This window comes from Duganella qianjiadongensis, assembly GCF_009857915.1.
GTDB classification, from domain to species: domain Bacteria; phylum Pseudomonadota; class Gammaproteobacteria; order Burkholderiales; family Burkholderiaceae_D; genus Rugamonas; species Rugamonas qianjiadongensis.
In genome coordinates, this window is the sequence record NZ_WWCM01000002.1 from 617,488 (window position 1) to 644,428 (window position 26,941).

General features: G+C 63.2%; 28 protein-coding genes. 10 read left to right on the forward strand and 18 right to left on the reverse strand.

All coding sequences use genetic code 11. From position 1 onward, the window contains the following. Positions 1 to 3: 3 nt before the first annotated feature. The 11 genes from GTP27_RS05540 to GTP27_RS05590 form a co-directional block, all read right to left on the reverse strand. Positions 4 to 3,048 carry a sensor histidine kinase gene (locus GTP27_RS05540; RefSeq protein ID WP_161038153.1) on the reverse strand — a complete coding sequence of 1,015 codons (3,045 nt, stop codon included), beginning with the start codon at positions 3,046 to 3,048 and terminating at the stop codon, positions 4 to 6. A 157-nt stretch (positions 3,049 to 3,205) separates the two neighbouring features. Next, the gene (locus GTP27_RS05545) at positions 3,206 to 3,862 is read right to left on the reverse strand and encodes a YoaK family protein (protein WP_161038154.1); all 657 of its coding nucleotides are present in this window, start codon (positions 3,860 to 3,862) and stop codon (positions 3,206 to 3,208) included. Continuing rightward, positions 3,855 to 4,304: a DoxX family protein gene (locus tag GTP27_RS05550; RefSeq protein WP_161038155.1), complete on the reverse strand. Its 450-nt coding sequence runs from the start codon at positions 4,302 to 4,304 to the stop codon at positions 3,855 to 3,857. The genes GTP27_RS05545 and GTP27_RS05550 overlap by 8 nt, the downstream gene beginning before the upstream one ends. Positions 4,305 to 4,311: 7 nt before the next feature. Further along, positions 4,312 to 4,464 carry a DUF1427 family protein gene (locus GTP27_RS05555; RefSeq protein ID WP_161038156.1) on the reverse strand — a complete coding sequence of 51 codons (153 nt, stop codon included), beginning with the start codon at positions 4,462 to 4,464 and terminating at the stop codon, positions 4,312 to 4,314. A gap of 1 nt (position 4,465) precedes the next feature. Then, positions 4,466 to 4,693, reverse strand: a complete 228-nt coding sequence (locus GTP27_RS05560; RefSeq protein WP_161038157.1) for a DUF1427 family protein — start codon at positions 4,691 to 4,693, stop codon at positions 4,466 to 4,468. 11 nt (positions 4,694 to 4,704) lie between these two features. Further along, complete coding sequence (locus tag GTP27_RS05565) at positions 4,705 to 6,558, reverse strand: amidohydrolase (protein WP_161038158.1); 1,854 nt, start codon at positions 6,556 to 6,558, stop codon at positions 4,705 to 4,707. A gap of 93 nt (positions 6,559 to 6,651) precedes the next feature. Further along, positions 6,652 to 7,305, reverse strand: coding sequence for a hydrolase (locus GTP27_RS05570; RefSeq protein WP_161038159.1), 654 nt, complete (start codon positions 7,303 to 7,305; stop codon positions 6,652 to 6,654). Positions 7,306 to 7,364: 59 nt separating this feature from the next. Beyond that, positions 7,365 to 8,801 carry a catalase gene (locus GTP27_RS05575; protein ID WP_161038219.1) on the reverse strand — a complete coding sequence of 479 codons (1,437 nt, stop codon included), beginning with the start codon at positions 8,799 to 8,801 and terminating at the stop codon, positions 7,365 to 7,367. A 15-nt stretch (positions 8,802 to 8,816) separates the two neighbouring features. Then, positions 8,817 to 9,236: a hypothetical protein gene (locus GTP27_RS05580; protein ID WP_161038160.1), complete on the reverse strand. Its 420-nt coding sequence runs from the start codon at positions 9,234 to 9,236 to the stop codon at positions 8,817 to 8,819. An 11-nt stretch (positions 9,237 to 9,247) separates the two neighbouring features. Then, positions 9,248 to 10,213: an alpha/beta fold hydrolase gene (locus GTP27_RS05585; RefSeq protein ID WP_202416555.1), complete on the reverse strand. Its 966-nt coding sequence runs from the start codon at positions 10,211 to 10,213 to the stop codon at positions 9,248 to 9,250. 190 nt (positions 10,214 to 10,403) lie between these two features. After that, positions 10,404 to 11,171, reverse strand: coding sequence for a hypothetical protein (locus GTP27_RS05590; RefSeq protein ID WP_161038161.1), 768 nt, complete (start codon positions 11,169 to 11,171; stop codon positions 10,404 to 10,406). A gap of 254 nt (positions 11,172 to 11,425) precedes the next feature. Between GTP27_RS05590 and GTP27_RS05595 the strand changes: the two genes are divergently transcribed. Continuing rightward, entirely contained in the window at positions 11,426 to 12,076 is a 651-nt protein-coding gene (locus tag GTP27_RS05595) for a response regulator (RefSeq protein WP_161038162.1), read from the forward strand. On the opposite strand, the gene GTP27_RS05600 is transcribed toward GTP27_RS05595, so the two are convergent. Further along, positions 12,073 to 12,630, reverse strand: coding sequence for a thioesterase family protein (locus GTP27_RS05600; protein ID WP_161038163.1), 558 nt, complete (start codon positions 12,628 to 12,630; stop codon positions 12,073 to 12,075). The two genes, GTP27_RS05595 and GTP27_RS05600, sit on opposite strands and share 4 nt — an antisense overlap. A 96-nt stretch (positions 12,631 to 12,726) precedes the next feature. Here GTP27_RS05600 and GTP27_RS05605 point away from each other — a divergent pair, with 96 nt between their 5' ends. Together GTP27_RS05605 and GTP27_RS05610 are read left to right on the forward strand one after the other, a co-directional pair. Further along, on the forward strand, positions 12,727 to 13,686 hold the full coding sequence (locus tag GTP27_RS05605) for a GlxA family transcriptional regulator (protein ID WP_161038164.1): 960 nt from the start codon (positions 12,727 to 12,729) through the stop codon (positions 13,684 to 13,686). Positions 13,687 to 13,778: 92 nt separating this feature from the next. Next, on the forward strand, positions 13,779 to 14,753 hold the full coding sequence (locus GTP27_RS05610; RefSeq protein WP_202416556.1) for a M14 family zinc carboxypeptidase: 975 nt from the start codon (positions 13,779 to 13,781) through the stop codon (positions 14,751 to 14,753). 6 nt (positions 14,754 to 14,759) lie between these two features. Here the strand turns inward: GTP27_RS05610 and GTP27_RS05615 are convergent, their stop codons facing one another. Next, entirely contained in the window at positions 14,760 to 15,770 is a 1,011-nt protein-coding gene (locus GTP27_RS05615) for an AraC family transcriptional regulator (protein WP_229633401.1), read from the reverse strand. After that, positions 15,767 to 16,531 carry a helix-turn-helix transcriptional regulator gene (locus GTP27_RS05620; protein ID WP_202416557.1) on the reverse strand — a complete coding sequence of 255 codons (765 nt, stop codon included), beginning with the start codon at positions 16,529 to 16,531 and terminating at the stop codon, positions 15,767 to 15,769. The genes GTP27_RS05615 and GTP27_RS05620 overlap by 4 nt, the downstream gene beginning before the upstream one ends. Positions 16,532 to 16,653: 122 nt before the next feature. On the opposite strand from GTP27_RS05620, the gene GTP27_RS05625 reads away from it, so the two are divergent. Genes GTP27_RS05625 through GTP27_RS05645 form a run of 5 tightly spaced genes read left to right on the forward strand, consistent with a single transcriptional unit; the run spans position 16,654 to position 21,206 of the window. Continuing rightward, complete coding sequence (locus tag GTP27_RS05625) at positions 16,654 to 17,586, forward strand: 4-hydroxyproline epimerase (protein WP_161038165.1); 933 nt, start codon at positions 16,654 to 16,656, stop codon at positions 17,584 to 17,586. Continuing rightward, on the forward strand, positions 17,583 to 18,695 hold the full coding sequence (locus GTP27_RS05630) for an NAD(P)/FAD-dependent oxidoreductase (RefSeq protein ID WP_371865885.1): 1,113 nt from the start codon (positions 17,583 to 17,585) through the stop codon (positions 18,693 to 18,695). Before GTP27_RS05625 ends, GTP27_RS05630 begins: the two co-directional genes overlap by 4 nt. Then, entirely contained in the window at positions 18,688 to 18,942 is a 255-nt protein-coding gene (locus GTP27_RS05635; RefSeq protein ID WP_161038167.1) for a (2Fe-2S)-binding protein, read from the forward strand. The genes GTP27_RS05630 and GTP27_RS05635 overlap by 8 nt, the downstream gene beginning before the upstream one ends. Continuing rightward, positions 18,939 to 20,246: an NAD(P)/FAD-dependent oxidoreductase gene (locus tag GTP27_RS05640; RefSeq protein WP_161038168.1), complete on the forward strand. Its 1,308-nt coding sequence runs from the start codon at positions 18,939 to 18,941 to the stop codon at positions 20,244 to 20,246. The genes GTP27_RS05635 and GTP27_RS05640 overlap by 4 nt, the downstream gene beginning before the upstream one ends. 48 nt (positions 20,247 to 20,294) lie before the next feature. Beyond that, entirely contained in the window at positions 20,295 to 21,206 is a 912-nt protein-coding gene (locus GTP27_RS05645) for a dihydrodipicolinate synthase family protein (protein ID WP_161038169.1), read from the forward strand. A gap of 102 nt (positions 21,207 to 21,308) precedes the next feature. On the opposite strand, the gene GTP27_RS05650 is transcribed toward GTP27_RS05645, so the two are convergent. The 4 genes from GTP27_RS05650 to GTP27_RS05665 all read right to left on the reverse strand — a co-directional run bounded on the left by GTP27_RS05650 (position 21,309) and on the right by GTP27_RS05665 (position 25,364). Continuing rightward, positions 21,309 to 22,697, reverse strand: coding sequence for an MFS transporter (locus GTP27_RS05650; RefSeq protein ID WP_161038170.1), 1,389 nt, complete (start codon positions 22,695 to 22,697; stop codon positions 21,309 to 21,311). A 182-nt stretch (positions 22,698 to 22,879) separates the two neighbouring features. Beyond that, positions 22,880 to 24,163, reverse strand: coding sequence for an MFS transporter (locus GTP27_RS05655; RefSeq protein WP_161038171.1), 1,284 nt, complete (start codon positions 24,161 to 24,163; stop codon positions 22,880 to 22,882). A gap of 82 nt (positions 24,164 to 24,245) precedes the next feature. Beyond that, positions 24,246 to 24,566 (reverse strand): thioredoxin family protein, encoded by a 321-nt coding sequence (locus tag GTP27_RS05660; RefSeq protein ID WP_161038172.1) that lies wholly within the window; start codon positions 24,564 to 24,566, stop codon positions 24,246 to 24,248. A 3-nt stretch (positions 24,567 to 24,569) separates the two neighbouring features. Further along, positions 24,570 to 25,364, reverse strand: coding sequence for a ChaN family lipoprotein (locus tag GTP27_RS05665; protein WP_229633402.1), 795 nt, complete (start codon positions 25,362 to 25,364; stop codon positions 24,570 to 24,572). 309 nt (positions 25,365 to 25,673) lie between these two features. Here GTP27_RS05665 and GTP27_RS05670 point away from each other — a divergent pair, with 309 nt between their 5' ends. Next, positions 25,674 to 26,015, forward strand: a complete 342-nt coding sequence (locus GTP27_RS05670) for a PEP-CTERM sorting domain-containing protein (RefSeq protein ID WP_161038174.1) — start codon at positions 25,674 to 25,676, stop codon at positions 26,013 to 26,015. Between the two features lie 165 nt (positions 26,016 to 26,180). Further along, on the forward strand, positions 26,181 to 26,941 hold a 761-nt coding region (locus GTP27_RS05675), incomplete at its 3' end, for an ISL3 family transposase (protein ID WP_161038175.1).

Genomic DNA, 26,941 nt, shown 5'->3' on the forward strand with positions numbered 1-26,941 from the left:
TATTTATTTTCCCGCTACACCGCCACGCAACAGGCGGCGCCACCAGCGCGATGGTGCAGCGCTCGCATCTGGCGCTCTGGCCGGTTGTGCTGTCGCCAGCGTCATCCCCAGTCGGAGTTCGATACGGGTGCCCTGCCCCGCTGCCGATTCGAGCTGGAACTGGGCTCCCATGGCGACGGCCCGCTCGCGCATGCCCACCAGCCCCCAGTGGCCTGCGCGCTGGCCCGCCTCGGCAATATGGCAGGGCAGGCCCAGGCCGTTGTCGCTGACACGCACGATAAAGTACTCGCGCTGGTAGTCTATCTCCAGCACCACCATGCTGGCCTTGGCATGGCGTGCCGCGTTAAGCAACGCTTCGCGCGCGATGGCATGCACTTCATTACGCACCGCATCGCACAGCACTCTGGGCTTGCCCAGCACGCGCATAGTGAAGTGCTCGTGCAGTAGTACCCGCCCATACTGTTGCAGCGACTGTTCCAGCTGGTCCGGTATGGCCTCGCTACGCAGATCCATGATGTGCTCGCGCCCTTCCACCATCAGCTGGTCGGCCAGATCGAGCGTCTGTTCCAGCTTGGCCCGCTCTGCCGAATCGCTAGGCAGGCGCCGTGCCTGACTGTCGAAATACATGATCAGGCCCTGCACGCTTTGCAGCAGCGTGTCGTGCAGGCCGCGCGCAATGCGGGCCCGTTCCGCCAGCCGTTCATGCATCAGGTCCTGCATATGCGCGGTCAGGTAGCGCACTCGCAGCAGGTAGAAAATGTACAGCAGCACCAGCGCAGCAGCGGCCAGCAGCAGGTAGAACAGCGGCGTTTCCGTAAACGCCGGTGCGATGTTCAGCCACACGTCTGCGCCCTGTTCGTTCCACACGCCGTCTTCATTGGCGGCCTTGACGATAAAGCGATAGCTGCCCGGCGGCAGGTTGGTGTAAAACGCTTCGCGCCGGCCCTGCGGGTCCTGCCACTCTTTATCGTAACCCTGTAACTGGTAGCGGAACGCCACCCGCTCCGGCATGCTCAGGCTGAGCGCGGTGAAACTGAAGCGCACGTCGCGCTGATTCTGCGGCAGCTGCACCGCCGGACTGGCCGGATAATCAAGCCCGCCCGCGCGCACGCTGGTTATCTGCACAGACGGCACCAGCGCATTGCGCACAATCTGGCGCGGATCGAGGCTGGCCACTTCGCTGGCGGTGGAAAACCAGAGCCGCCCCGCGCTATCGGCCTGCACGGTGTTGAGCGGCCGGAACTGGCCCGGCAGACCGGGCAAACCATCGAGCGCATTGAACTGTTCGGCCGGCACCGGCTGCTCCGGCTGCGCCAGCAGGCGCACCACATCTGCTGCGGCGATGCGGGTAATGCCATTGGCGCCATGCAGCCACAGCTCCCCCGCGCTGGTACGCACGATGCCGGAGATACCGCGCAGGCCAGAGCCTGCGGCACTGCCAGCCAGATGGACGGGCTGGAATTGCAGCGGCTTGCGTTGCAGGTCCAGCACGGCCAGCCCCGTTTCACCGCCTAGCCAGAGATGATCGCCATCGACCAGCAAGGCGAGTACATTGCCCAGCGCAAGCCCCTGCACAGGACCAAACAGCTGCACCGTACGGCCTTGTATCATGGCCAGCTGATTGCGCAGATAGCCCACCCAGACCCGGCCCGCACCATCTCGGACCAGACACATGGCCATGTCGTCGAGCAGTCCAGCGAGCCCGCCGTGCTTGCGCCACTGGCCGTGCTCGATGCGGTACAAGCCCTTGCGTCCGACCGACACCCACATCCGCTGCACCTCGTCATGCACCATGGCCTGCACGGGAAAGCCCGCCAGCTCCGGCGGCATGGGCGTGCGGCTATAGCGGGCCGGCCCTTCGCGGCGCCACAGTCCAGCACCATTGCCCAGCCAGATAGCGCCCTGCCCGTCGCGATAGGCGCTATCGAAGTGAGCGGCCAGTTCAAACTGGGCGCTGCCATCGGGACGGTAGCGCCGCAGCGGCGCGGCCGAATCGGAGATCAGCATTTCGCCATTGCCGGCGCTGACCATCATGGGCTGGTCGAACGGCACGGCTACCGGCATCACCTGCAGGCGATTGCGCCGCAAACGGTCGATGCCGTTCGACGTGCCTATCCAGATATTACCTTCGCGGTCCTGAAAAAACGTCTGCGGCAGCGGGCCGCTCAAGCCGCTCTCCTTGGTCAGCTGCTGGGCTGCAGGCACCGCTCCGCTGCCCGCCTGCAGATGCCGGTTCAGCGCATGGAAGCGCAGCGTCCACATGCCGCCGGCACGGTCGAAATGCATGCCGTTGCCTTCCACTTCCGCCCGCGGCGCAGCATTGCCGGCCGGCGCAGTCATGCTCATTCGATAGCACTTGCTGAGGCCATCGCAAGCCCACATGCTGCCATCCGGCCCTTGCGCCATCGCCATCAGATCGAGCCTGGGCCAGGCCTGCGTATAGCGGCTGGCGCCCGGCGCACGGAAATATACCCCGCCTTGCGCCGATACCCATTGCACCCCGGCGCGGTCGAACAGAATCTGGCGCACCAGCGTATGGGCCAGTCCCGAAGTCTGGTCCGGCGTGGTGAATTGCGCTGCGCCCGGTGCCAGACTGGCCATACTGGCGCTGGTAGCCACCCACACGGTGCCGTCCGGCCCCTGCGCGATACTCCACACCGAGCTATCGGGCAGACCTTGCGCCGGACCGAAATGGCGCACGCCCTGCGGGCCGAACACGCTCACGCCACCGAGCCGGTAGCCCACCCACAGGCTGCCGTCGGGCGGCGCCAGCAGACCCATCACGTTATTCGAGCGTAGCGCCTGCCCCTGTATCCTGTCCATCCGTTCGAAATGCACGCCATCGAAGCGGAACAGACCAGCAGGCGTGGCAGCCCATAGCCAGCCATCGCTGGTCTGGGCGATCTTGTGCACATCGATGGGAGCGCCATTCAGGCCATTCCACGCCGTATGGGTGTAATCGGATAGCAGCGGACTGGCTGGCGTTGCCGCCTGCAGCGGCGTCAGCGCCAGCAGCCCGGCGCCACACGCCAGCACTGCTTTGCTCAACCCGGCATGTATTTTTGCAAAATACACAAACATTCCTCTGAGCATTATAAAAATGACAGTGTAACCAGAAATGCAAACAGGCAGAGGACTGGCGGCTATGACTTTTTTCACGCGATCCGGCGCCGAACATCATCGGCGGTTGAGGCCGCAAACTCTTTCAGCGCTGGGTCAGCAGCACGGCAGCGAGTATGGCGCTAGGCCCCAGCAAGGCATAGAAACCGGCGTAGTGGTAGGCAAACGCCCCGGAGATGGCGCCCAGACCGAAAGCCAGCACCGGCCAGAGAAATTTCCCCAGGCGCGAGAGCGTGCCGGGCGCAGCACTGGCCCGCGCCAGATCCACCAGATCGATTACCAGCTGGGTCACATTGCCCGTCATGACGGTAGTGGGCGCCAGCTCGCTCCAGACTAGCCGGCTGGCGGCATTCTGCACCCCCATCGCGGCGGCACCGGCCATGCCGGCCAGCAGCGGCAGCAGCGCATCGGTCTGCTGCACGGGCGTGGCGGCACAGCCCAGCAGCATAAACCCCAGCAGCAATAGCAGTTGCAGCAGGGTCAGTGCCGGCGCGGCCGGACGCTGGCGCGCTTCCAGCCATACGGACAGCAGACGTGCTGCCGCTACCGCCAGTATAAAAGCGGGAAAGGCCAGCAGCTTGATCAGCACGCCATGGCCGGGCCGGGCCAGCTCGCTGCCGATCAGCACGAAGTTGCCCGTAACGTGGGCGGTGAACAGACCGAATAAAGCAACGAAGCCCACCGTGTCCACATAGCCCGCCGTGTAGCCTAGCGCTATGCCCAGCGCGTGCCGGTTAGCCATGCGCGCCGCCGGCAGCAGACGACTCGCGCTTGGTGTCCGCCGGACCCAGTAGGGCCAGCAGCGTGTAGCGGCCCGGCCCCGCCACGCTGATGCTGGCAAAGATCACCAGCAGCAGCCAGCCGAACTGGCCATCGGCCAGACTCCAGTCCGGATGCACCGCCAGCATGGAAACCAGCAGCAGCACCAGCACGGGCAGGCAGGCTAGCCGCGTGCACAGGCCAGCGGCGATCGCCAGCGGGCACAGTACTTCAGCCAGCAAAGCCAGCCACAGGGTCAGCCCGCGCCCCAGATGCAGCGGGTCGTCGATGTGGGCCAGTTCGCCCGCGTAGTGCTGCAGCTTGGGCAGGCCATGCACCATCAGCAGCAGATAGGCGCCGCCCAGCCGCAATAGCAGCAGACCCAGATCGGGCCGGGGTGCCAGCCATGAACGAGGTTTCAGCATAGTGTCCTCACGCTAGCTGGGCAGCAGCCAGATAGCCTGCCGTCATGGCCACCACCAGCAGCGCGCCGATAGGCGTAGGTGGTGCCGGTGAAGGAATATCGAGCCAGCGGCACAAGCCACCGATGGCCAGTCCCAGTAGCACGCCGATTAACAGTCCCATCTCAGCCCTCCTTGCCCATGCTGACGGCGTGGCCGCCGCACAGGTGCTTATGCTGTGCGGCGCGCCGGCGCATAACACGGTCCACCAGCCAGTAACCCACGCTCATGGCAAACACCAGCAGCGCCCCGCTCAGTACCGGTGGCGAAGGCACGGGAATGCGCAGCAGCTGGCAGCCCGCCCCTGTGATGAAGGAGATCACCAGTCCCAGTAATACTTTGGCATATGACATATGGCGCTCTCTCAGAATGCAAAGCAGCTGCAACCGAACGCACCCCAGAATCCGGCGTAGTCGGAGACTGGTACCTTGGAGCGGCGCGCCACATCATGCTGGTGCGCATGCACGCCGCAGGCACCACGGCACTGGTGCGGCAAGGCAGCTTTGGGCCGGGACGAATACACGGCGCGGTAATGGCCGCTGACCTGCGTCACAGGCGACCATTCGGGCAGCACAGGCAGGGCCGGTGGCCCCAGCGGGCCGAATTCCGCCGCGCCATAGACGATCTTGCCATCCACCATAGTCAGCACGGATTCGATATCCTTGATGCAGCCTTCCGGCACGCTGAAGTAATCCGCCGACAGCACCGCCAGATCGGCCAGCTGGCCTTCTTTGATCTGCCCCTTCTTGCCCTGTTCGTTGGAGAACCAGCTACTGCCCCGCGTCCACAGCTCCAGCGCGGCGTCGCGCGACAGCCGTGCATGGACACCGGCGATGCGCAGGCCGCCCACGGTGCAGCCGGACACCAGCCAGTACAGCGCCGTCCACGGGTTGTAGCTGGCCACGCGGGTGGCGTCCGTGCCGGCGCCTACCGGCACGCCCATTTCCAGCATTTTGGCGACCGGCGGTGTGGCGCTGGCCGCCTCGGCGCCATAACGCTCGACAAAGTACTCGCCCTGGAAGGCCATGCGGTGCTGGATGGCGATGCCGCCGCCCAGTGCGCGCACGCGTTCGATATTGCGCTCGGAGATAGTCTCGGCGTGGTCGAACATCCAGTGCAGACCATCGAACGGAATCTCGCGGTTGACCTTTTCGAACACATCGAGCATGCGGCTGATCGATTCGTCGTAAGTGGCATGCAGGCGGAACGGCCAGCGCTGGCTGACCAGATGGCGCACCACTTTTTCCAGCTCGTCTTCCATGCCGGCCGCCAGATCGGGGCGCGGTTCAAGGAAGTCCTCGAAGTCGGCAGCGGAAAACACCAGCATTTCACCGGCGCCGTTATGGCGGTAGAAGTCGCTGCCGTCGCCCGGTTTGACCATGCCGCTCCAGCGCTGGAAGTCCTGCAGTTCCTGTCCCTTGTTCTGGGTGAACAGGTTGTAGGCGATGCGCACGGTAAGCTGCTGCGCGCGCGCCAGCTGGTCGATGATGGCGTAGTCCTCGGGGTAGTTCTGGAAACCGCCGCCCGCATCGATGGCGCTGGTCAGGCCCAGCCGGTTCAGTTCGCGCATGAACTGACGGGTGGAGTTGACCTGCATTTCCAGCGGCAGCTTGGGGCCCTTGGCCAGCGTGGCATACAGGATCATGGCATTCGGGCGGGCGATCAGCATGCCGGTGGGATTGCCGGATGCATCGCGCTGGATTTCGCCGCCGGGCGGATTCGGCGTATCTTTGCTGTAGCCCACTGCGCGCAAGGCAGCGCGGTTAAGCAGAGCGCGGTCATACAGGTGCAGAATAAACACCGGTGTATCGGGTGCCGCAGCGTTGATTTCGTCCAGCGTGGGCATGCGCTTTTCGGCGAACTGGAATTCGGTCCAGCCGCCTACCACGCGCACCCACTGTGGCGTGGGCGTGCGCAGGGCCTGCTGCTTGAGCATGCGCAGCGCATCGGCCAGCGAAGGCACGCCTTCCCAGCGCAGTTCGAGGTTGTAATTGAGTCCGCCACGGATCAGATGGATGTGGGAATCGTTCAGGCCGGGGATCACGCAGCGCTTCTGCAGGTCGATCACGCGGGTTTTCTCGGTCAGCAAGCGCATTACGCTGGCATCGTCGCCCACGGCGAGGAATTTGCCATCCTTGATGGCGACGGCGCTGGCCAGCGGCTGGCTGCGGTCCACGGTGTGGAACCGGCCGTTATGGAGTATCAGGTCTGCGGACATGGGAGCCTTCCGGTATGCAGGGTGTGGGTCCGGCCGGCACGCTGGCCGGACCCGGTCTAACAAGGATACAAATAACGTGGCTAAATGTGCCGCTTAATGGCCTTCGCTGGCGTTGAACATGCTCTTGGCATAGATCAGGCCCAGACCATAACCGCCGCCATGGGTGACTGCCGTGGCCACGGTCTGGTTATAGGTCTCGCCACGGGCCCAGTCACGCTGCAGTTCCAGCAGATACTGCAGCGAGGTCATCGGCCGTGCACCCAGCTGTATCATACGCTCCATGGCGCGCTGGTGCGCTTCGTCGGACACGTCGCCGCAGGCATCGGCGATCACATACACTTCGAAGCCCTGCTCCAGTGCCGACAGGGCCGGGCCGACGATGCACACCGAAGTCCACAGACCGGCCAGCACGATGCGGCCCTTGCCTTTGGCATTGACCAGTTCGGCGATGCGGCTATCTTCCCAGGTGTTCATGGTGGTGCGGTCGATGATGTGCTCATCGGGGAAGACGCTTTTGATCTCTTCGAAGATGGGGCCGGAGAAGGATTTTTCCGCCACCGTGGTGAGAATGGTCGCCACCTTGAATTCCTTCGCGGCCTTGGCCACCATGGCGGCATTGTTACGCAGCGCCACCGGGTCGATGGACTTGGTCGCGAACGCCATCTGCGGCTGATGGTCGATCATGATCAGGGTGTGGTTGGTCGGGTTCAGCAGGGCTTTGCCGGCTTCGGCTTTTGCGATAGGCATGATGTCTTCCTTGGTTGGGGTGGGTGAATCAAATAAATGCGGGTACTGCAACTGCGCGCCTAGCCTTGCAGCGCCGCCAGTGCGGCTGCAACACCGGCGCCATAGGCCGGATCGGCGAGTCGGCAATGACTGATATGGCGCTGCTGGATGTCGGCGGATACGCCATGCAGCGAACGGGCCGTGTTGTCGAACAGGGCCTGACGCTGTTCGACATCGAACAGGCGGAACAGCGCGCCGGGCTGGCTGTAATAGTCTTCGTCGACGTGGTGATCCCAGTGACCCGCTGCGCCTTGCAGCGCCAGCAGCGGCTCGGCAAACTCGGGCTGCTGCTGCCATGCGCCGTGCGAATTGGGCTCGTAGCCTTTAGTGCTGCCGTAGTTGCCATCGACCCGGCCGGCGCCGTCGCGGTGATAGCTGTGGAACGGACACTTCGGCGCATTCACAGGGATCTGGTGGTGGTTCACGCCCAGCCGGTAGCGCTGCGCATCGCCATAGGCAAACAGACGCGATTGCAGCATGCGGTCAGGCGAAAAGCCTATGCCCGGCACCACATTGGCGGGCGAGAAGGCAGACTGCTCCACGTCGGCGTAATAGTTATCGGGATTGCGGTTCAGTTCCAGCACGCCCACTTCGATCAGCGGATAGTCCTTATGGGGCCAGACTTTGCTCAGATCGAAAGGGTTGAGGTGGTAGCTCGCGGCGTCGTGTTCCGGCATTACCTGTATCTTCAGCACCCAGCGCGGGAAGTCGCCGTGCTCGATACTGTGATACAGATCGCGCTGCGAACTCTCGCGGTCCTGCCCCACCAGCTGCTGTGCCTCGGCATCGGTCAGATTGATGATGCCCTGCTGGCAGATGAAGTGGAACTTCACCCAGAAGCGCTGGTTGCTGGCATTGAGCATGCTGAAGGTATGGCTACCAAAACCGTGCATGTGGCGGTAGCTGGCGGGGATGCCGCGCTCGCTCATCACGATGGTAATCTGGTGCAGCGCTTCCGGCATCAGGGTCCAGTAGTCCCAGTTGTTTTCGGCACTACGCAGGTTACTGCGCGGGTCGCGCTTGACGGCGTGGTTCAGGTCGGGGAACTTGAGCGGATCGCGCATGAAGAATACCGGCGTGTTATTGCCCACCACGTCCCAGTTGCCCTGCTCCGTGTAGAACTTGACGGCGAAGCCGCGGATATCGCGCTCGGCATCGGCGGCGCCCCGCTCACCGGCCACGGTGGAAAAGCGCATGAAGATAGCGGTCTGCTTGCCCACTTCGGCAAACAGTTTCGCTTTGCTATACGCCGAAATATCATGCGTGACCGTAAAGGTGCCGAAAGCGCCGGAGCCTTTGGCATGCATGCGCCGCTCCGGTATCACTTCGCGGTTGAAGTGCGCCATCTTCTCCAGATGCCAGACATCCTGCAGCAGCAAGGGGCCGCGTGCACCGGCACTCTGGGTATTCTGGTTATCGGCCACCGGAGCACCGGCCGCCGTCGTCAGTTTAGTCATCATCATTCTCGCTTTTCAGATTTCATCATCAGGGCTGTCAACAGCTGGTTCGGGCGCGGCTGCCGTTCGCACCACGATCAGGCGGCGGCCGAAAAACTGCGCGTCCAGCGAATAGGCACCGGGCCCCAGCAAGGCCAGCGCCACGCTGTTGGCTATCATCAGTCCGTACATCACCAGCACTGGCGGCGCGGCAGGCCAGTGGCTGCCCAGGCAGTACAGCGCCGTTGCAGCATCGAGCAGGGCCAGCAGCGGCGTGGCGATACCTATGCACAGCAGCACGGCCAGCACCTGCGCCAGCCAGACCACGGTGCCCGCCATGACAGGGTGGGCGCAGCCGCCGCCCAGCGCCAGCCACTGCAGCGCCACCACCAGCCGCAGGATCAGCAATCCCGCTCCGGCCCTGCCAGCCGGGAACATGGCAAACAGTCTGTGCATGGATGGGCGGCTTATCCCTTGATAAAGGCCAGCATGTCCTGATTGAACTGCTCCTTGTGGGTGTCGGTCAGGCCGTGGGGCGCACCGGCGTACTCGATCAGTTTCGCGTTCTTCACCAGCTTGGCGGCAGCGCGGCCCGCCGCGTCGATAGGCACGATCTGGTCATCGTCGCCATGCACGATCAGGGTGGGGATGTTGAATTTCTTCAGGTCCTCGCGGAAGTCGGTTTCCGAGAATGCCTTGATGCAGTCATAGGTGTTCTTGTGGCCGGCCTGCATGCCCTGCGCCCACCACGAATAGATCAGGCCTTGCGACACTTTCGCGCCCGGACGGTTGAAGCCGTAGAACGGGCCACCGGCAATATCCAGATACAGCTGGGCGCGATTGGCTAGCGAGCCGGCGCGGATGTCGTCGAACACCGACATCGGCAGACCGCCGGGGTTGCTATCGGTTTTCAGCATCAGCGGCGGCACTGCCGAAATCAGCCCCGCTTTGGCCAGACGCTTGCTGCCATGGCGGCCGATGTAGCGGGCCACTTCACCACCGCCAGTAGAAAAACCGAACAGGATCACATTCTTCAGGTCCAGCAGTTCGATCAGCTGGTGCAGGTCATCGGCATAGTGGTCCATATCGTTGCCCTGCCATGGCTGGCTGGAACGGCCGTGGCCGCGGCGGTCGTGGGCGATGCAGCGATAGCCTTGCGAGGCGAGGAAAATCATCTGCGATTCCCAGCTATCGGAGTTCAGCGGCCAGCCATGGCAGAACACCACCGGCTGACCCGAGCCCCAGTCCTTGTAGTAGATATCGGTACCGTCTTTGGTTTTGAAGTAAGCCATTTTTTTCTCTCCGTGAAAGTGATGTTCGGGCTGAGTGCCTGCTGCCATTGCTGCATAAGGGAAGTTGAGTGCGCCGATTGCGGCGGCGCTACCGAGCATGACCATGCGACGCTGCTGGTCTACCGGCTCTTCGCTATCCATGATTTCTCCTATCCCATCTGGTTGAGGACTACGCAGCGCGCAGAAAGTTCACGCTACGCCTCGCGTCCAGACCACAACTGACTGGATCACGTATGCCACCAGTTTAGGAAAAGCGACAACATTGCACATCGCCATTAAGCGGGGGAGAACGGCTACTCTTTCGGGTAATTTCTAGCGCCGCGCGGGCGTGCTAGAACGGGTATAGGTGCTGCTGCCACGGCCGGCAGCGGCCATGCTGCGCAGTGCCATGCAGAGCGAACTGGAGCAGCAGTTCCAGTCCGGCGGCGCCGCTCCATACCTGCAGTGCGCCAGGCTGGGCTGGCGGCAGCAGCCGCGCCAGAACGGCAGCATCGAACGGCTGGCCCGGAGTGGTAGCGCTACCATCATGGCGCACATACAGGCGCAGCACATCGCGTCCGAACAGCAGCTCCACTTCGACTTGCCGTCCGGCTGGCAGCGCACTCTCCAGCACCGCCTGCACCGCCTGCAGGCTGGCCTGCCGTATGGCCAGCGGCAGTGCCTGCGCCCTGCCCTGTACGCTCACGCGATACGCCAGTTGTCCCGGCCAGCCTGAGCACTGCGGCAGTTCGGCCAGTTGCTGCTCCAGCCGGCAATCGGCTTCGCGCTGCAGCTGCAATGCCAGCCGGCTTTGCGCCAGCCAGCGGTCGCCCTCGTCGAGTAGCCGGTCCAGTTCATGCCGCCCCGCGCTACCGGCAGGCAGATGCAGCGCTGCTGCGTACAGGCTCAGCATCAGTCCCTGCCCGCCCTGTATCAGCGCATCGTGCTGGCCCAGCTGTCCGGGCCGGCTGCGGCTGACCAGACGGCGCGCCCGCGCCATGGCCACCACACATAGCCCATATACCAGCGCACTGCTGGCCAGCACCTGAAGCAGAGTGGACACATCCTGCCCGCGCGTAGCGCACAGCAAGGCCAGAACAACGTCGGGAGCTAGCAACATGGGACCCATACTCCGGTCAGAAAAATGCACTGTCGCCGCTGCGGCGCCGGATCACAATGACCCGAAAGGGTAATTGACTTTACGCCCCTGCCTGCAATGCAATGGCAGCAGGCAAACCTGCCCCGGCATCAGCTCTGCCAGCGACTACCGGTTAGTTAAATAGGTGCTATAGTTGTGATTTACATCAATACTGTGGATGCTAGTGACGGCCGCCTGTGGCGTGCTGGCACCCAGCTCCACTTGCGGTTGGAATCATGGAAACTTGCGAAAAGACCGCAGTGATCCGCATACTGTCAGTGGATGACCATCCACTGATGCGGCAGGGTATTGCCAGCGTTATCGAAAGCCAGCCTGACATGCGGCTGGTGGGCATGGCAGCCAGCGGCAGCGAAGCGCTGGAAGTATTCCGCCAGCTCCAGCCGGACATCACACTGATGGACATCCAGATGCCGGACCTGAACGGCATCGACGCCACCATCGCCATCCGCAAAGAATTCCCGCAGGCGAAAATCATCATCCTCACCACCTACGAAGGCGATGTGCGTGCCCTGCGCGCCGTAAAGGCCGGTGCGTCCGGCTACCTGCTGAAAAGCATGCTGCGCAAGGATATGCTCGATACGGTCAGACAGGTGTACGGCGGACGGCGCTGCATCCCGCCCGACATCGCCATGGAAATGATAGACCCGGCCGGTGGCGATACGCTGAGCAAGCGCGAAGTGGAAGTGCTCAGGCTGGTGGCCGACGGTAAATCCAACAAGCGCATCGCCCTCAATCTCGACATTTCCGAAGACACCGTCAAAGCCCACGTCAAGAACATCCTGGCCAAGCTCACCGCCAACGACCGCACTCATGCTGCCGTGCTGGCACTGCAGCGCGGCATCATCGAACTGAACTGCGCACGCTAGGCGGCGCGCAGGTCGCGCCCTTCTTCCGTGCGCAACTGGACGCTCAGACCGTCGCAGCTGGCCGACCAGCGCAGCAGCCAGTCCGGCAGCGCCGGTGACTGTTCCGCCACGCCGAGGTCGCGCACGATTTCCACTGGCGCCAGCGTGCCCTTGGCAGCACGGAACACGCCGCGCATGATCACCACGCCCACCACCCGGCCTTTGCTGACGAAACGGTGCTCCATGAAGCTCCACTTGTCATCCCAGCCCAGCATGCGGGTATGGATTTCGAAGCGTTCGAACAGGCGCAGCTCGCGGCGGAACTTGCCCCACACATCCCCCACGATGGGCACGGCCTTGTGGCGCAGGGCGGTGCGGTAGGCGCCAGTCTTGAGCACATAGTCCATGCGGCCCACATCGGCCATGGTGAAGTAGCGCCCGTTGGTGACGTGGACATTCAGATCAAGATCGAGCGGCCACACCCGCATCTGCACCACGGTGGTGGAAAACGGATCGGCCGACTGGCGCCACGGACGGCGCAGCAGCATGTTCAGGAGACGGAACCAGAGATTCATAGCGCAGCAGGACGAAGTAGAGGATGGACACCACTATAGGGCAGGCAATTCTGCTAAGGTAGGTGCAGAAATGACTTATTTCATGCGAAATCCGCCATGCACCTGACCCTGCTCCTGTCCGACCTATGCTCGGCCGCCAGCGCCACCACGGCACTGGAACTGCTCAAAGCCGCCAACCTGTTTGCCGGCCAGCCCGTATTCGAGATCCACACCGCCTCGCTCGACGGCGGCCCCGTAACCACCCTGAGCGGCCAGACCCTGCATGCCGATCTGGCGCTGGACGCCATCAGCCACACCGATCTGGTGCTGGTGCCGGGCTTTCTGTTCACCCTGCGCGATGCCCTGCCCGGCTTCGGCCGCTATGCCGACTGGCTGCGCCGCCAGCACCAGCGCGGCGCCGTGCTGGCGTCGCTGTGCACGGGCGCTTTCATGCTGGCCGAAACGGGCCTGCTGGACGGCGCGCACGCCACCACCCACTGGGCGCTGGCAGATCTGTTCCGCCGCCGCTACCCGCAGATCGCCATGGCCGAGCGCGACGTGCTGTGCGAAGACAACCGCGTCATCACCAGCGGCGGCGCCGGTGCTTCGGCCCATCTGCTGCTGCACCTGATCCGCCGTTACGGCTCGCTGGAACTGGCGCAGAAATGCAGCCGCTATCTGCTGATCGATAGCGCCCCCACCGAGCAGTCGGTGTACGTGATGTGGAATATGCCCAAAGCCCATGGCGATGCCGACATCCTGCGCGTGCAGAACTGGCTGGAGCAGCATTTCGATCAGCCGCTGGCCATCGACGAACTGGCCCAGCGTTTCGGCTTCAGCCCGCGCAACTTCGTGCGCCGCTTCAAGGAAGCCACGCAATACACCCCGCTCGCCTATTTGCAAACATTGCGTCTGGAGCGTGCCAAGCACCTGCTGGAATCGACCCGCATGAACCTCGACAGCATCACCTTCAAGGTGGGTTATGAAGACAGCAACTCCTTCCGCCGCCTGTTCCAGCAGCGCGTCGGCATGCAGCCTGCGTCCTACCGCAAGAAGTTCCAGTCGCCGGCCGGGTGAGCCAGTGCCCGTCACACCAGAGCGAATCCAGGGGTGAATTCAGCTATAATGTGGGCCGGATGCGGGCTACTCCTGCACACTCCAGTTAGCCGATGCGACCACTCAATTTTCCCGCCTTATTCAAGTTCGCCATTACGTTCACCATAACGTGTACCAGTTCCGTTTTCAGCGCCACCGCGCTGGCGGCTCCGGCCCATGCAGCGGCGCACGCAGCACCTCATGGCCACGCGCCCGCCCATAAGAACAACGCGCCGGCAGCGAACAATGCCAGCAATGCCCGCACCCCGTGCGCGCGCCTGACGGCACGCCTGCAAAGCGTGACGCCCGCCATGTGCCAGAACAGCCAGCTGGTGCAGTCGGGCGCCCGTTCGCGTCAGGGTTTTCCCATACTCACGCGCCAGCAGGCCTCTACCAGCAAAAAGGATTCCGTCCGCGTGCTGCTGATCGGCGGCATCCACGGCGATGAACTGAGCGCTTCTTCGGCCGTATTCCAGTGGATGCAGTGGCTGCCGCCAGCCGACAGCAGCCCGCTGCACTGGAATATCGTGCCGGTGCTTAATCCCGACGGCATGCTGGCGGCCAAGCCGCGCCGCGTCAACGCCAACGGCGTGGACCTGAACCGCAACTTCCCTACCCCGCGCTGGAATGTGGAAGCGCAGCGCTACTGGATCAGCAAGACGGGACGCGACCCGCGCCGCTTCCCCGGTTCCAGCCCGCTGTCGGAACCGGAGAGCCGCTGGCTGAGCGACGAGATCAAACGCTTCAAACCACAGATCATCATCTCCGTGCACGCGCCCTTCGGCGTGCTCGATTTCGACGGCCCGGTCGATCCGCCGGTGCGCTTTGGCGCGCTGCGGCTAGCGCCGATCGGCGTCTATCCCGGCTCGCTCGGCGCCTACAGCGGCAATCAGGTGCCGGTGCTGACCATCGAGCTGCCGAGTGCCGGCCGCCTGCCCGATCAGGCGGAAATGCGCCGCATCTGGCAGGACATGCTGAAATGGATAGAGCAGAATATCCCGTCCGGCAATCAGATCGCCATGGCCAACAGCAAGTCCAGCGCGCAGTAACGCCTCCTAACCGGCCCGCCACGCAGTGGGCGGCACGCCCTCCCAGCGCTTGAAGGCGCGGCGGAAATTGGCGATATCCGTATAGCCGAGCGCATAGCTGATTTCCTGCACGCTGGTCTGGCCGCCACGCAGATATTCGAGCGCCAGCATGTGCCGTACTTCGTCGAGTATCTGCTGATACGAGGTCTGCTCCGCCAGCAGGCGCCGGTGCAGCGTGCGCGGCGTCAGATGCAGCATACGCGCCGTCAGCGCCAGCGAAGGAAAAGCCGTGCGCTGCTCCAGCATCAGCTTGCGCACCCGCCCTGCAGTGGAATACGGCGTCGCCAGTTTGTCCAGTTCGCGCTGGCAGATCTGCAAAGCCAGTTCGAAACTGGCCGCGTCGCCCACCTTGAGCGGCGTATCGAGTGCCGCCGCAGGCAGCAGCATGCCGCTCCAGTCCTGAGCATAGCGCACTTCGCACTGGAACAGTTCGCGCGCCAGTGCCATGTCGTCCGGCGCCGAACAGCTGAACGCCACCAGCTGGCACGGCGCACTGCCGCGCGCAATAAAATCAAGAATGTTCTTAATCGACAGCAGCACCGCTTCCAGCACAGGACGGGCAATATCGCCCAGCGGCAGGCACTCCACCAGCTGCAGACGCAGATACTCGCCCTGCTGCTCCAGCGCCGTATCGAGCATGCTGGTGCGCAGACGGAAATAGCGCCGCGTGACGTCCAGCGCCTGCCGCAAGGTGCTGCTGTTGATGGCGGCATAACCGAGTATGCCGTGGGTGTGGGCGCGCATGCGCTCGCCGATCAGCAAGCCTAGCGCAGGCTCGCGCGTCAGCGCCATGGCATCGAGCAGCAGCAGGCGGAATACGGGAAACGACAGCTGGAAGGCCGGATCATCCAGCTGCGCCGTCTGCAGGCCCTGGCGTCCCAGCCATGCATCCACATCGCCGCCCATGCTGGCTACCTGATCGGCAATCTGGCGCAGGTAGCTGCTGGCCATGGGCGGGTCGTTGAACGGCATCGTCATGCTGTGCCCCCGCGCACGGCCAGCTGGCGGTACTGGCTAGGCGTCACGCCCGTGGTGGCCTTGAACTGGCGGGTAAAGGCCGAATGGTCGCCATAGCCGCAGGCCTGCGCAATGTCGGCCACGCTGGTGTCGCCTTGCAGCAGACGGGAAGCGGCATCGACCCGGGTCTGGATGATCATCTGACGCGGCGTCAGGTGGAAGATGCGCAGGAAGTAGCGTTCGATCTGCGCCACCGACATGTGCGCGGTGGCGGCCAGTTCGGCCAGCGTCAGCTGGCGGCCATATTCTTCGTGGATCAGGCTGACGGCGGCAGCCACCTTGCGGTAGGCCGGGTTCTTCTTATCGGCCATGGCCAGATCGCGCGACACCCCGGTCAGGCCGACGATGCGCCCATGGCTATCACGCAGGGCTTTTTTTCGGGTCAGACACCAGCCGGGATCGCGGTTGGGATACAGGTGCAGCTCCAGCTGCTCCTCGATCTCGCCGCCTCCGCCCAGCACCGCCATATCCTGCGCCAGATAGGACTGACCGAACGGGTGGGCAAACACTTCCGCCGGCGTGCGGCCTATCAGGGCGGCCTTGTGCTTCTGGCCGCAGCGCTGGGCCAGCGTCTGGTTCACCACCACGTAGCGGCACCGTTCGTCCTTAACGAAAAACACCACATCGGGCAGCGCATCGAATAGCGCTTCGCTGAAAAAAGGGTCGGCAATGGCCGCGCCCAGAGCGCGCCGCGCCACCTCGTCATGTAGGGATTTTTGCATAGTTCCGATTCTGCCAGCGCCCTCGCAAAGTGTCGCGTTTTTTTCGCCATTGTGCAGATTTCGTCATCCAACATGCGCAGACCATGCAAGACAGCAGGAGCCTGCAGGCCTAACATGGCGGTATGAAAACCATCAACATCATCGATTCCCACACTGGCGGCGAACCTACCCGTCTGGTCGTGGATGGCGGCCCGGAACTGGGCAGCGGCCCGCTCAGCGAGCGGCTTGCACGATTCAGGCAGGAGCACGATGCCTTCCGCACCGCTGTGGTGTGCGAGCCACGCGGCTCGGATGTGCTGGTGGGTGCGCTGCTATGCCAGCCGCATGCCCCCGATTGTGCTGCGGGCGTCATTTTCTTCAACAACGTCGGTTACCTCGGCATGTGCGGCCACGGCACCATCGGGCTGGTCGCTTCGCTGGCCCACATGGGACGCATCGGCGTGGGCCGCCACCGCATCGATACGCCGGTGGGCGTGGTGGAAGCAGAACTGCATACCGACGGCAGCGTGACGCTCGATAACGTGGCGGCCTACCGCAGTCAGGCCGCTATCACCGTGCTGGTGCCGGACTACGGCCCTGTGACGGGCGATATCGCATGGGGCGGCAACTGGTTCTTCCTTGTCTCCGATCACGGCATGGAAATCAGCCTGAAAAACATCGATGCGCTGACCGATTTCTCGGCGGCCATCAGCGCTGCGCTGGAACAGAGCGGCATCCGTGGCGATAACGGCGGCGTGATCGATCATATCGAACTGTTCGCCCCGTCGCGCACCGGTGCCGACAGCCAGAGCTATGTACTGTGCCCCGGCAAAGCCTACGACCGTTCGCCTTGCGGCACCGGCACCAGCGCCAAGCTGGCCTGTCTGGCTGCCGACGGCAAGCTGGCCGAGGGCGCGCTGTGGAAGCAGGAAAGCGTGATCGGCAGCGTGTTCGAAGGCCGCTACCACTACCGCGACGGCAAGCTTATCCCCAGCATCCGTGGTCGCGCATGGGTCAATGCGGAAGCCCGCCTGCTGATCGATCCGGCCGATCCTTTCGGCTGGGGCATCAAGTGAAACAGCCCGATGTCATCATCGTCGGCGCCGGCATCATCGGCGCCGCCTGCGCCGACACGCTCAGCGAGCGCGGGCTGCAGGTCACGGTGATCGAACAGGACGTGCCGGGCAGCGGCGCTACCGCGGCCGGCATGGGCCATCTGGTGGTGATGGACGATAATCCGGCCGAACTGGCCCTGTCGTCCTACTCGCTGACGCTATGGCGCCAGCTGGCCGCCGGGCAGGATCAGGCGGCCAGCCACGAATACCGCCAGTGCGGCACTATCTGGGTCGCGGCTGACGAAGAAGAAATGGCGGCAGCCCGCGCCAAGGCCGAAGTGCTGGGCGCCCACGGCATCGCCTGCGACATGCTGGACGCGAACCAGCTGTATGCCGCCGAACCGCAGTTACGCGCCGGTCTGGCCGGCGGTCTGCTGGTGCGCGGCGACGGGCTGGTGTACGCCCCCAAGAGTGCCCGTCTGCTGCTGGGCAAAGCGCAGGCGCGCGGCGCCGTGCTTGAATATGGCAGCGTAACGGCGCTGCAAGACCACGGCGTGCTGCTGGCTGATGGCAGCATCCTGCACGCCCCTCGGATCGTGCTGGCCGCCGGTTCGCGCTGCAGCCTGCTGCTGCCGGAACTGCCGCTGCAGCCAAAAAAAGGCCATATCGCCATCACCGACCGCTATCCGGGCTTTATCCGCCACCAGCTGGTCGAGCTGGGCTACATCAAAAGCGCCCATGCTGCCAGCGGCAGCTCGGTGGCCTTCAATCTGCAACCGCGTCCCACCGGCCAGATTCTGATCGGCTCCTCGCGCCAGTTCGGCAGCACCGATCCGGCGCTCGACAACGCGATGCTACAAGCCATGCTGCGCCATGCCGTCAGCTTTACTCCGGCACTGGCACAGCACCATATTCTGCGCTGCTGGACCGGCCTGCGCGCCGCCACGCCCGACGGGCTGCCGCTGATCGGACCACACCCTGCGCGCCAGGGCCTGTGGCTGGCCACCGGCCACGAAGGCCTGGGCATCACCACGTCGCTGGCCACGGCCCAGCTGCTGGCCAGCCAGATGTGCGGCGGCAGCAGCGCGATTGCCACCAGCCCCTATTTGCCGGGACGATTCCATGGCTGAGATCACCATCTACATCAACCAGCAGGCCGTGCAGGTCGAGGCCGGCATCAGCGTGGCCTCCGCGCTGGCCATGCATGGCAGCGCAGTGACGCGCTATTCGGTTAGCGGCACGGCGCGCGCCCCGCTGTGCGGCATGGGCGTGTGTCAGGAATGCCGCAGCACCATCAACGGCGTACAGCACCAGCTGGCCTGCCAGACGCCGTGCGTAGCAGGCTTGCGCGTCGAGCGCTGCGAGGTGGTGCGATGAAGTACTACGATATTCTGGTGGTGGGCGCCGGTCCGGCCGGACTGGCGGCAGCGCAGGCGGCAGCGGCCAGTGGCCGCAAGGTCGGCATCATCGACGACAATCCGCAGGCCGGTGGCCAGATCTGGCGGGGCGGTCCCGCCAGCCAGAGCGACGCGCGCGCCCGCACCCTGTGGCTGGCCTTGCACGACGCGCCGAATGTGGAATTCCTCAGCCAGACGCGGGTCCTGTACGCGCCGGCCCCGCAGCAGCTGCAGGTACAGACGCCGGTCAGTGGCATGACCTTGCACTACCAGCGCCTGATACTGGCCACCGGCGCGCGCGAACGCCTGCTGCCCTTCCCCGGCTGGACCCTGCCCGGTGTGACCGGTGCAGGCGGCCTGCAGGCACTCAGCAAAGGCGGCTATCCGGTCGCCGGCAAGCGCGTGGTGGTGGCCGGCACTGGCCCGCTGCTGCTGGCCGTAGCGGCCACCCTGCGCGCCCGCGGTGCGGAAATCGTCGCCATCATCGAACAGGCGCCCATGCCGGCACTGGCGCGCTTTGGCGCCGGCCTGCTGGCGACGCCATCCAAGGCAGTGCAGGCGCTGCAACTGGCGCGCCAGTTGCGCGGCATCCCCTACTGGACCGATAGCTATGTGCGTGCCGCGCTCGATGACGCGATGAAGACTCAGGAACTGCAGGCTGTGCAGGTGCAGCGCGGCAGCAGCATCGTTACACTGGAATGCGACTATCTCGCCTGTGGCTACGGCCTGCTGCCGAATGTGGAGCTGGCGCAGGCACTGGGTGCGGCCACCCATAGCCGCAAAGGCCAGACTGCCGTCAGCATCGATAGCTGGCAGCAAACGTGCATCAGCGATGTGTATTGCGCCGGCGAAGGCACCGGCATAGGCGGCGTCGATCTGGCGCTGGTGGAAGGCCGCATCGCCGGACTGGCCGCCAGCGGCGCCGTGGCCGAAACGGAAACCCTGTTCCGCCAGCGCACCCGCTGGCGCAAGTTCGCCAGCCGCCTTGAACGCGGCTTTGCCCTGCGTGCCGAAGTGCTGGCACTGGCCGAGGACAGCACGCTGGTGTGCCGCTGCGAAGACGTCTGCCACGGCGACCTGAAAACCCACAGCAGCTGGCGCAGCGCCAAGCTGCACACGCGCTGCGGCATGGGCCCCTGTCAGGGCCGCATCTGCGGCGGCGCCACCGAATTGCTGTACGGCTGGCGGCCAGCAGCCGTACGCAGCCCTATCGTACCGGCCCGCGTGGCCAGCATGATAGCCTCAGCCCCGGAAGAGACGCCGGACCAGCAAGCAGCCCAGTAACTGAACATCCAACCGAGCACCCAACCGAACTATCACAAGGAGAGCATTATGGCAGCAGCAAAATGGCAAGGGGTCTTCCCTGCAGTAACCACCAAATTCAAGGAGAACGAAGATCTCGACCACGCCGCAATGGAACAGCACTTTGCTTTCCAGATCGATAGCGGTGTCGATGCGCTGCTGACCTGCGGTTCGCTGGGCGAAGCCAGCACCCTGTCGTTCGATGAAAAACTGGAAGTGACCAGAACCGCGCTGAATGTCGCCGCTGGCCGCGTGCCGGTGCTGGTCAACGTCAGCGAAACCCGCACTGCCACCGCCTGCCGCTTCGTCGAAAAAGCACGCGAACTGGGCGTGCAGGGCCTGATGGTGATGCCGTCCGTGCTGTATGCAGCCGATGCGCGCGAAGCCATGGACAACCTGCGCACCATCGCCCAAGCCGCCCAGCTGCCTATCATGGTGTACAACAATCCCGTGTCCTACAAAGTCGATCTGACGCCGGAAGACTTCAAGCAACTGGCCGACTGCGAATGGATCGTGGCGATCAAGGAATCGACCGACAACGTGCGCCGCATTACCGACCTGCGCAACGCCGTGGGCGATCGCTACCAGCTGTTCATGGGCGTGGACGATCTGTCCTTCGAAGGTCTGGCCGTGGGCGCGGACGGCCTGCTGGCCGGCTTGGTAGTGGCCTTCCCGAAAGAGACGGTGGCCCTGTACAAACTGATGAAAGCCAAGCGCTTTGACGAAGCCCTCAAGCTGTACCAGTGGTTCATGCCGCTGATGCACCTTGACGTCTCCACCAAACTGGTACAGAACCTGAAGCTGGTGGAAACCCTGGCCGGTGTGGGCAACGAAAACGTGCGCCGTCCGCGTCAGCCGCTGCAAGGCGCCGACCGCGCCCGCGTCACGGCCATCGTGCAGCAGGCACTGGCTACCCGCCCTGACGTCAGCAAATTCTTCTAAACCCGGGCACTGGCGCGCTGTACCACGGCGCGCTTCAAGGCAAAACGCCAGACCCGCCGCTACGACGGCCGGTCTGGCGTTTTCATTCAGGCGGCGCGACGCTTACAGATCGGTGATTTCCTTATGCCGAGGCACCAGCGCCTTCATCACGCACCATGCCACCAGATAGGCCAGCGCGCAGATGGTGAACAAAATCATATAGCCCGTGCCGATATCGTTACGTGCCTTGTAAAAGTCGAACACCCAGCCGCCTAACTTGGTCAGCAGCACGCCGCCGATACCGCCGGCCATGCCGCCTATGCCGATCACCGAAGCCACCGACTTTTGCGGGAACATGTCCGACACCGTCGTAAAGATATTCGCCGACCAGGCCTGATGGGCCGAAGCGCCCACGCCGATCAGCAGCACCGGCACCCAGTAGCTGACACTGCCTAGCGGCTGGGCCAGCAGCACCACCAGCGGGAAGAAGGCGATCACCAGCATGGCGCGCATGCGGCCATCATAGGGCGCATAGCCGCGTGCCATGAAATAGCTGGGGAACCAGCCGCCGCCGATCGAGCCGACCATGGTCATGCTGTACAGCACGGCCAGCGGGACCACGATGGCATCCCCCTTCATGCCGTACTGGGCCGACAGATAGGTCGGCAGCCAGAACAGGAAGAACCACCACACGCCATCCGTCATGAATTTACCGAAAGCGAAGGCCCAGGTCTGGCGGTATTTGAGCAGCTGCAGCCACGACACTTTGGCAGCTGGTGCAGTCGTCGCTGGTGCCGCCGGGGCCGCGCTCTGGTCGCGCCGGATGTAGGCCAGTTCCTGCGCCGACAAACGGGGCTGGCGCTCCGGCGTATCGTACAGGGTTAGCCACACGCTCATCCAGATGAAGCCGACCATGCCGATCATGATGAAGGCGCTTTGCCAGCCCCAGATGCCGGCGATGATAGGCACCGTGATAGGCGCCAGGATGGCCCCTACGTTGGCGCCGGAGTTGAAGATGCCGGTCGCCAGCGAGCGCTCGTTCTTGGGGAAGTATTCGGCCGTGGCCTTGATGGCGGCGGGGAAGTTGCCTGCCTCGCCTATCGCCAGCACGGCGCGCGACAGCATAAAACCCAGTATCGACGGCGCCACCACGATGCCGGCCGCGCCGAGCAGCACGCCAGCGGCCTCGCCCATAGGCACCGAGAAGGCGTGCATCAGCGCCCCCAGCGACCACACGCAGATCGCCACCACATAGGCGGCGCGGGTGCCGATGCGGTCGACCACCCGTCCGGCAAACAGCATGGACAGCGCATACACAAACTGGAAAGCGGCAGTGATGTTGGCGTAATCGGTATTGCTCCAGCCGAATTCACGCGACAGCTGGGGTGCCAGCAGGCTCAGCACCTGCCGGTCCAGATAGTTGATGGTAGTAGCGAAAAACAGCAGGGCGCAAATAGTCCAGCGGTACTTGCCGATGGTCGCGCCGACGTTGACGGGCTCGTTCAGGTTCATGGCATCACTTCTTATCGGATGTTCTAGTGATGATCTCTCTGTCTCCACGAGATCATTGTTGTATGTCATCGTACAACTATAAAACTGACGAGGCAAGCAAAAACCGTAAAAATTCCCTATTTCCTGAAAAATCAGTAGCTTGCCTTCACAGGCAAGCCACCAAGTCATACGACAACAACCGCTTAATGGGGTGTTTCGTGCTTAACCAGCAGCAGCGCGACCAGACTGATCAGCGCCGCACCCGACAGATAATAGCCCACATATTGCAGGCCATAATTGGTCGCCAGCCACGTCGCCGCATACGGCGCCAGCGAGGCGCCCAGGATGCCGGCCAGATTGAAGGTCAGCGAGGCGCCCGTGTAGCGCACGGCCGGCGGGAACAGCTCGGACAGTATGGTGCCCAGCGGACCATAGGTCATGCCCATCAGACCCAGCCCCAGCGAGAGGAACACAGTCACCAGCAGGCTGTTGCCGGAACCAAATAGCGGCGCCATGCTCAGGCCGAACACGACGATGGCCGCCGAGACGGCCATCAGGGTGGCGCGACGGCCATGGCGGTCCGCCCACAGGGCCGAAACGGGAATGGTGAGACCAAAGAACAGCACGGCGAACAGCTGCTGGATCAGGAAGTCCTTACGGCTGAATTTCAGCGCCGTGGTGCCCCAGCTCAGGGCAAACACCGTCATCAGGTAGAACAGCACGAAGGTCGCCATGGCGATCAGCGTGCCTAGCAACAGCACGCGGCGGTGCTCGCGCCACACGGTCAACACCGGCACCTGCACCCGCTCGTTACGTTCGATAACTTTCTGGAAGTCCGGCGTCTCATGGATTTTCAGACGGATGTACAGGCCCACCAGCACCAGCAGCGAGCTGGCCAGGAAGGGAATACGCCAGCCGTAGTTGAAGAAATCGGCATCGCTGAGCGTCTGGCTCAGCAGCAGGAATATACCGCCCGACATGAAGAAGCCGATAGGTGCGCCCAGCTGGGGGAACATGCCGTACCACGCACGTTTGCCCGCTGGCGCATTTTCCGTCGCCAGCAGCACCGCCCCGCCCCACTCGCCGCCCAGGCCCAGGCCCTGGCCGAAGCGGCACAGCGCCAGCAGTGCCGGCGCCCACGTGCCGATGCTGGCATAGGTAGGCAGCGCGCCGATCAGCACGGTGGACAGGCCCATGGTCAGCAGCGCTGCCACCAGCGTGGCTTTACGGCCGATGCGGTCGCCAAAGTGGCCGAACAGGGCCGAGCCGACAGGACGGGCAAAGAAGGCGATGGCGAATGTGGCCAGCGATTGCAGCATGGCGGCAGCCGCATCGCCTGCGGGGAAGAACAGCTTGGGGAATACCAGCACGGCCGCCGTGGCGTAGATGTAGAAATCGAAGAACTCGATGGTGGTGCCGATCAGGCTGGCAAATAGCACCGTGGCGGGCGAGTTACGCGGGCTTGTGCTCGGGTGTGGCTGTGACATGCGGGGCAACTCCTGCAAAGGGAAAGGTGGCCACGATCATACACAGGCCCTGCAGATGCTGCCAAGAAGTTAAAGCTGACGGCTAGTCAACAATTTGCGCCAAAGCCACAGCGATCTCGTCGGCCTGCAAGGGACGTACCAGTCTTGCCACTTCCACCCCGTCGCGCAGGAAGATCAGGGTAGGCCATAGCTTGACGCGGTAGGAGCGGCCTAGCGCCCGGCCCGGTCCGTCTTCGATCTTGTAGTGGCGTAGCGGAGGCTGGGCGGCCATGGCCTGCGCCAGCGGCGCCTGCGTGGCCATGCAGTGGCCGCACCAGTTGGTGCCGAACTCCAGCACGGTGGCACCGGATAGCGCCAAGATGCTGCTGCGCTCGGGGGCGCTCGGCGTATAAACAGTTTCCATAGTTTATTTCGCTCCCTGCTTCAGACTGGCGCATGGATCAGGCCGCACGGGTGCAGCCACCTGTACCACCGTATCATACTGCCCCGGCACTGCAGCCGCTTCCGTGTAGCCCACACTGTGCACGCTCAGCGCAGGCGGCAGACGGGCCAGCCAGTGCGGCACGGCGATATCCTTGCGCACATGGCCATTGCCGGCGATGAGCACCACATCGCGCGGGCGCTGCTCGCGTATCAGCCGGGCCATCCAGATATCGCGCGCCACCTGCGCATTGACCATGCCATCGACCATCATTTCCGGCAGCATATTGCAATGGCTGGCGGCTATCTCGGCGGCCTGCGCCGCGCGCAGATCGGCCGGTAAAGCCTGCTCCAGCTGGTAATCGCGCATGCTCTGGGCATCGAACACGGCGCGCATGCCGTCGCGCACCACGCGCGAGGCATCGGCCCGCGACAGATTGCCCGCTACCAGCGGCAGATGGTAGTCGAGCGCCAGCTGCAGCAGCGGGTAATACTGCTGCCAGTCCCAGCGTCCGCCGCCGGCCACCCGGATCAGGCACTGGGCGTCGAGGCAGGACTTCTGCGCCTTGTCGAGCAGATCCTGATTCTCGCGGTCAAACTGCTCCAGTACCAGTGCCGGCCGCCAGCCCTGCTCCACACGCTGCTGCAGCAAAGCGTAGCGCTGCTGGTGGCCAGCCGGATTATCGTGCACTTCCCCCAGCAGCCATACTTGTGCAGGAGCAACGTTCTGCGCTGCCTGTTCGGCTACCGGCTTCTGGACCGTCGTGCAGCCCCCGAGCAATGCAAGCGCCAGCAATAGCAAGCCCCTAGTTCGACCAAATGAAAAAATCATCTAAAACTGTCCCCGATCAAATTGAATTATTGCTTGCATATTGGAGTATTTCTGCGCCACAGGCATCAATTAAAAATTTTCGTGTTGCGTTGCATTATTTGATTGCATAAAACAAAACACAGATGGCAATTTGTTACGAAATGTGATTTAATGCCATTTATTGGACGGCGCGCACTCCGTCGCGAAGAAAAAAACTCTAGCGAGTGTGCGTTAGGTAAGCCTTAACGCCTTGTCCAGTATGCCTTACAGGAGTACATAGTGAAAATTTCGACTTGGATAAATTGCGCGCTGGCAGTGTTTGCTCTGGCCGGTAGCGCACAGGCGCAAACAGCGCCAGCTGAAAAAACCAATCTTGCACCTGCAACAATCGTTCTTGCTCCTTGCGACCAGCACGCCACGGCCAACTGCGGTCTCGATAATACTGCCAGCAAGGATAGCGATCCGGACACCTTGCCTGTTAACGACCCGAAACGGGCGCAGGAAGTCGAACCGGTAGCCCAGATTCCCGAGCCGCAAACCTTCATCATGCTGATGTTAGGTCTGGTAGTACTGGGTTTTGCTTCGCGTCGTAGTGACGCTACGGAAAAATTCACTGATTAAACTACCCGCCGCTTTTCAAAAAAAAATCCCGCCTGTGTCTGCGCATGGCGGGATTTTTTTTGGTTCTTCACGGAATACCGGGAAGTAATCTAGAAATGAGAAAGCGGTGAAGAAAAGATAGACTAGTTGTGCGACCAACAAGTGCTTTCTTAACCCACCGCTTCCATGACGAATCTTAAACTCAGTCTCCCGTTCTGGGAAGGCTTCCTTGTCTCAAATTTGGAAAGGCGCCCTGGCGCAACCTGGATCACGTTGGAACCCGATGCCGGTGTTCCCCCGGTTTGTCCTAGGTGCAGCGATACCTGTCCGATTCATGAAACGACATGGCGCACAATTCGTGACATGCCCATGTTTGGCGACCCCGTATGGTTGCAAGTACCGCTTCGGCGTGTTCGCTGCGACAATTGTGGAGCCCGAGTTGAACGCGTTAGTTGGCTCGACCGCCACGCCCGCATGACGCGACGATTGGCTGACTTCGTAGCGCTGTGGTGCGAGAAGTTGGCCGTAGCCCATGTTTGCAAGCTTTCTGGTCTGCACTGGGAAACTGTGCGCAAGATCGACCGCCAGCGCCTTGAACGACGCCTCTCAGAATTGCCAGAAGCGCAGCCGACGAGGCTGGTTATGGACGAATTCGCCCTATTTAAAGGGCATCGCTATGCGACGGTCGTGCTCGATGCCGATACACGGCGAGTGCTGTGGGTCGGCGAAGGTCGCAGTCGGGAAGCAATACGACCATTCTTCGAATGGCTCGGACCTGAGCGCTGCGCGGGCATCAAGGCCGTGGCAATGGACATGAATACGGCGTTCGACCTTGAGGTGCAGATGCAGTGCCCTGATGCGCGGGTGGTCTATGACCTGTTTCACGTGATTGCCAAATACGGTCGGGAAGTCATCGACCGTGTGCGGGTCGACGAGGCAAATCGGCA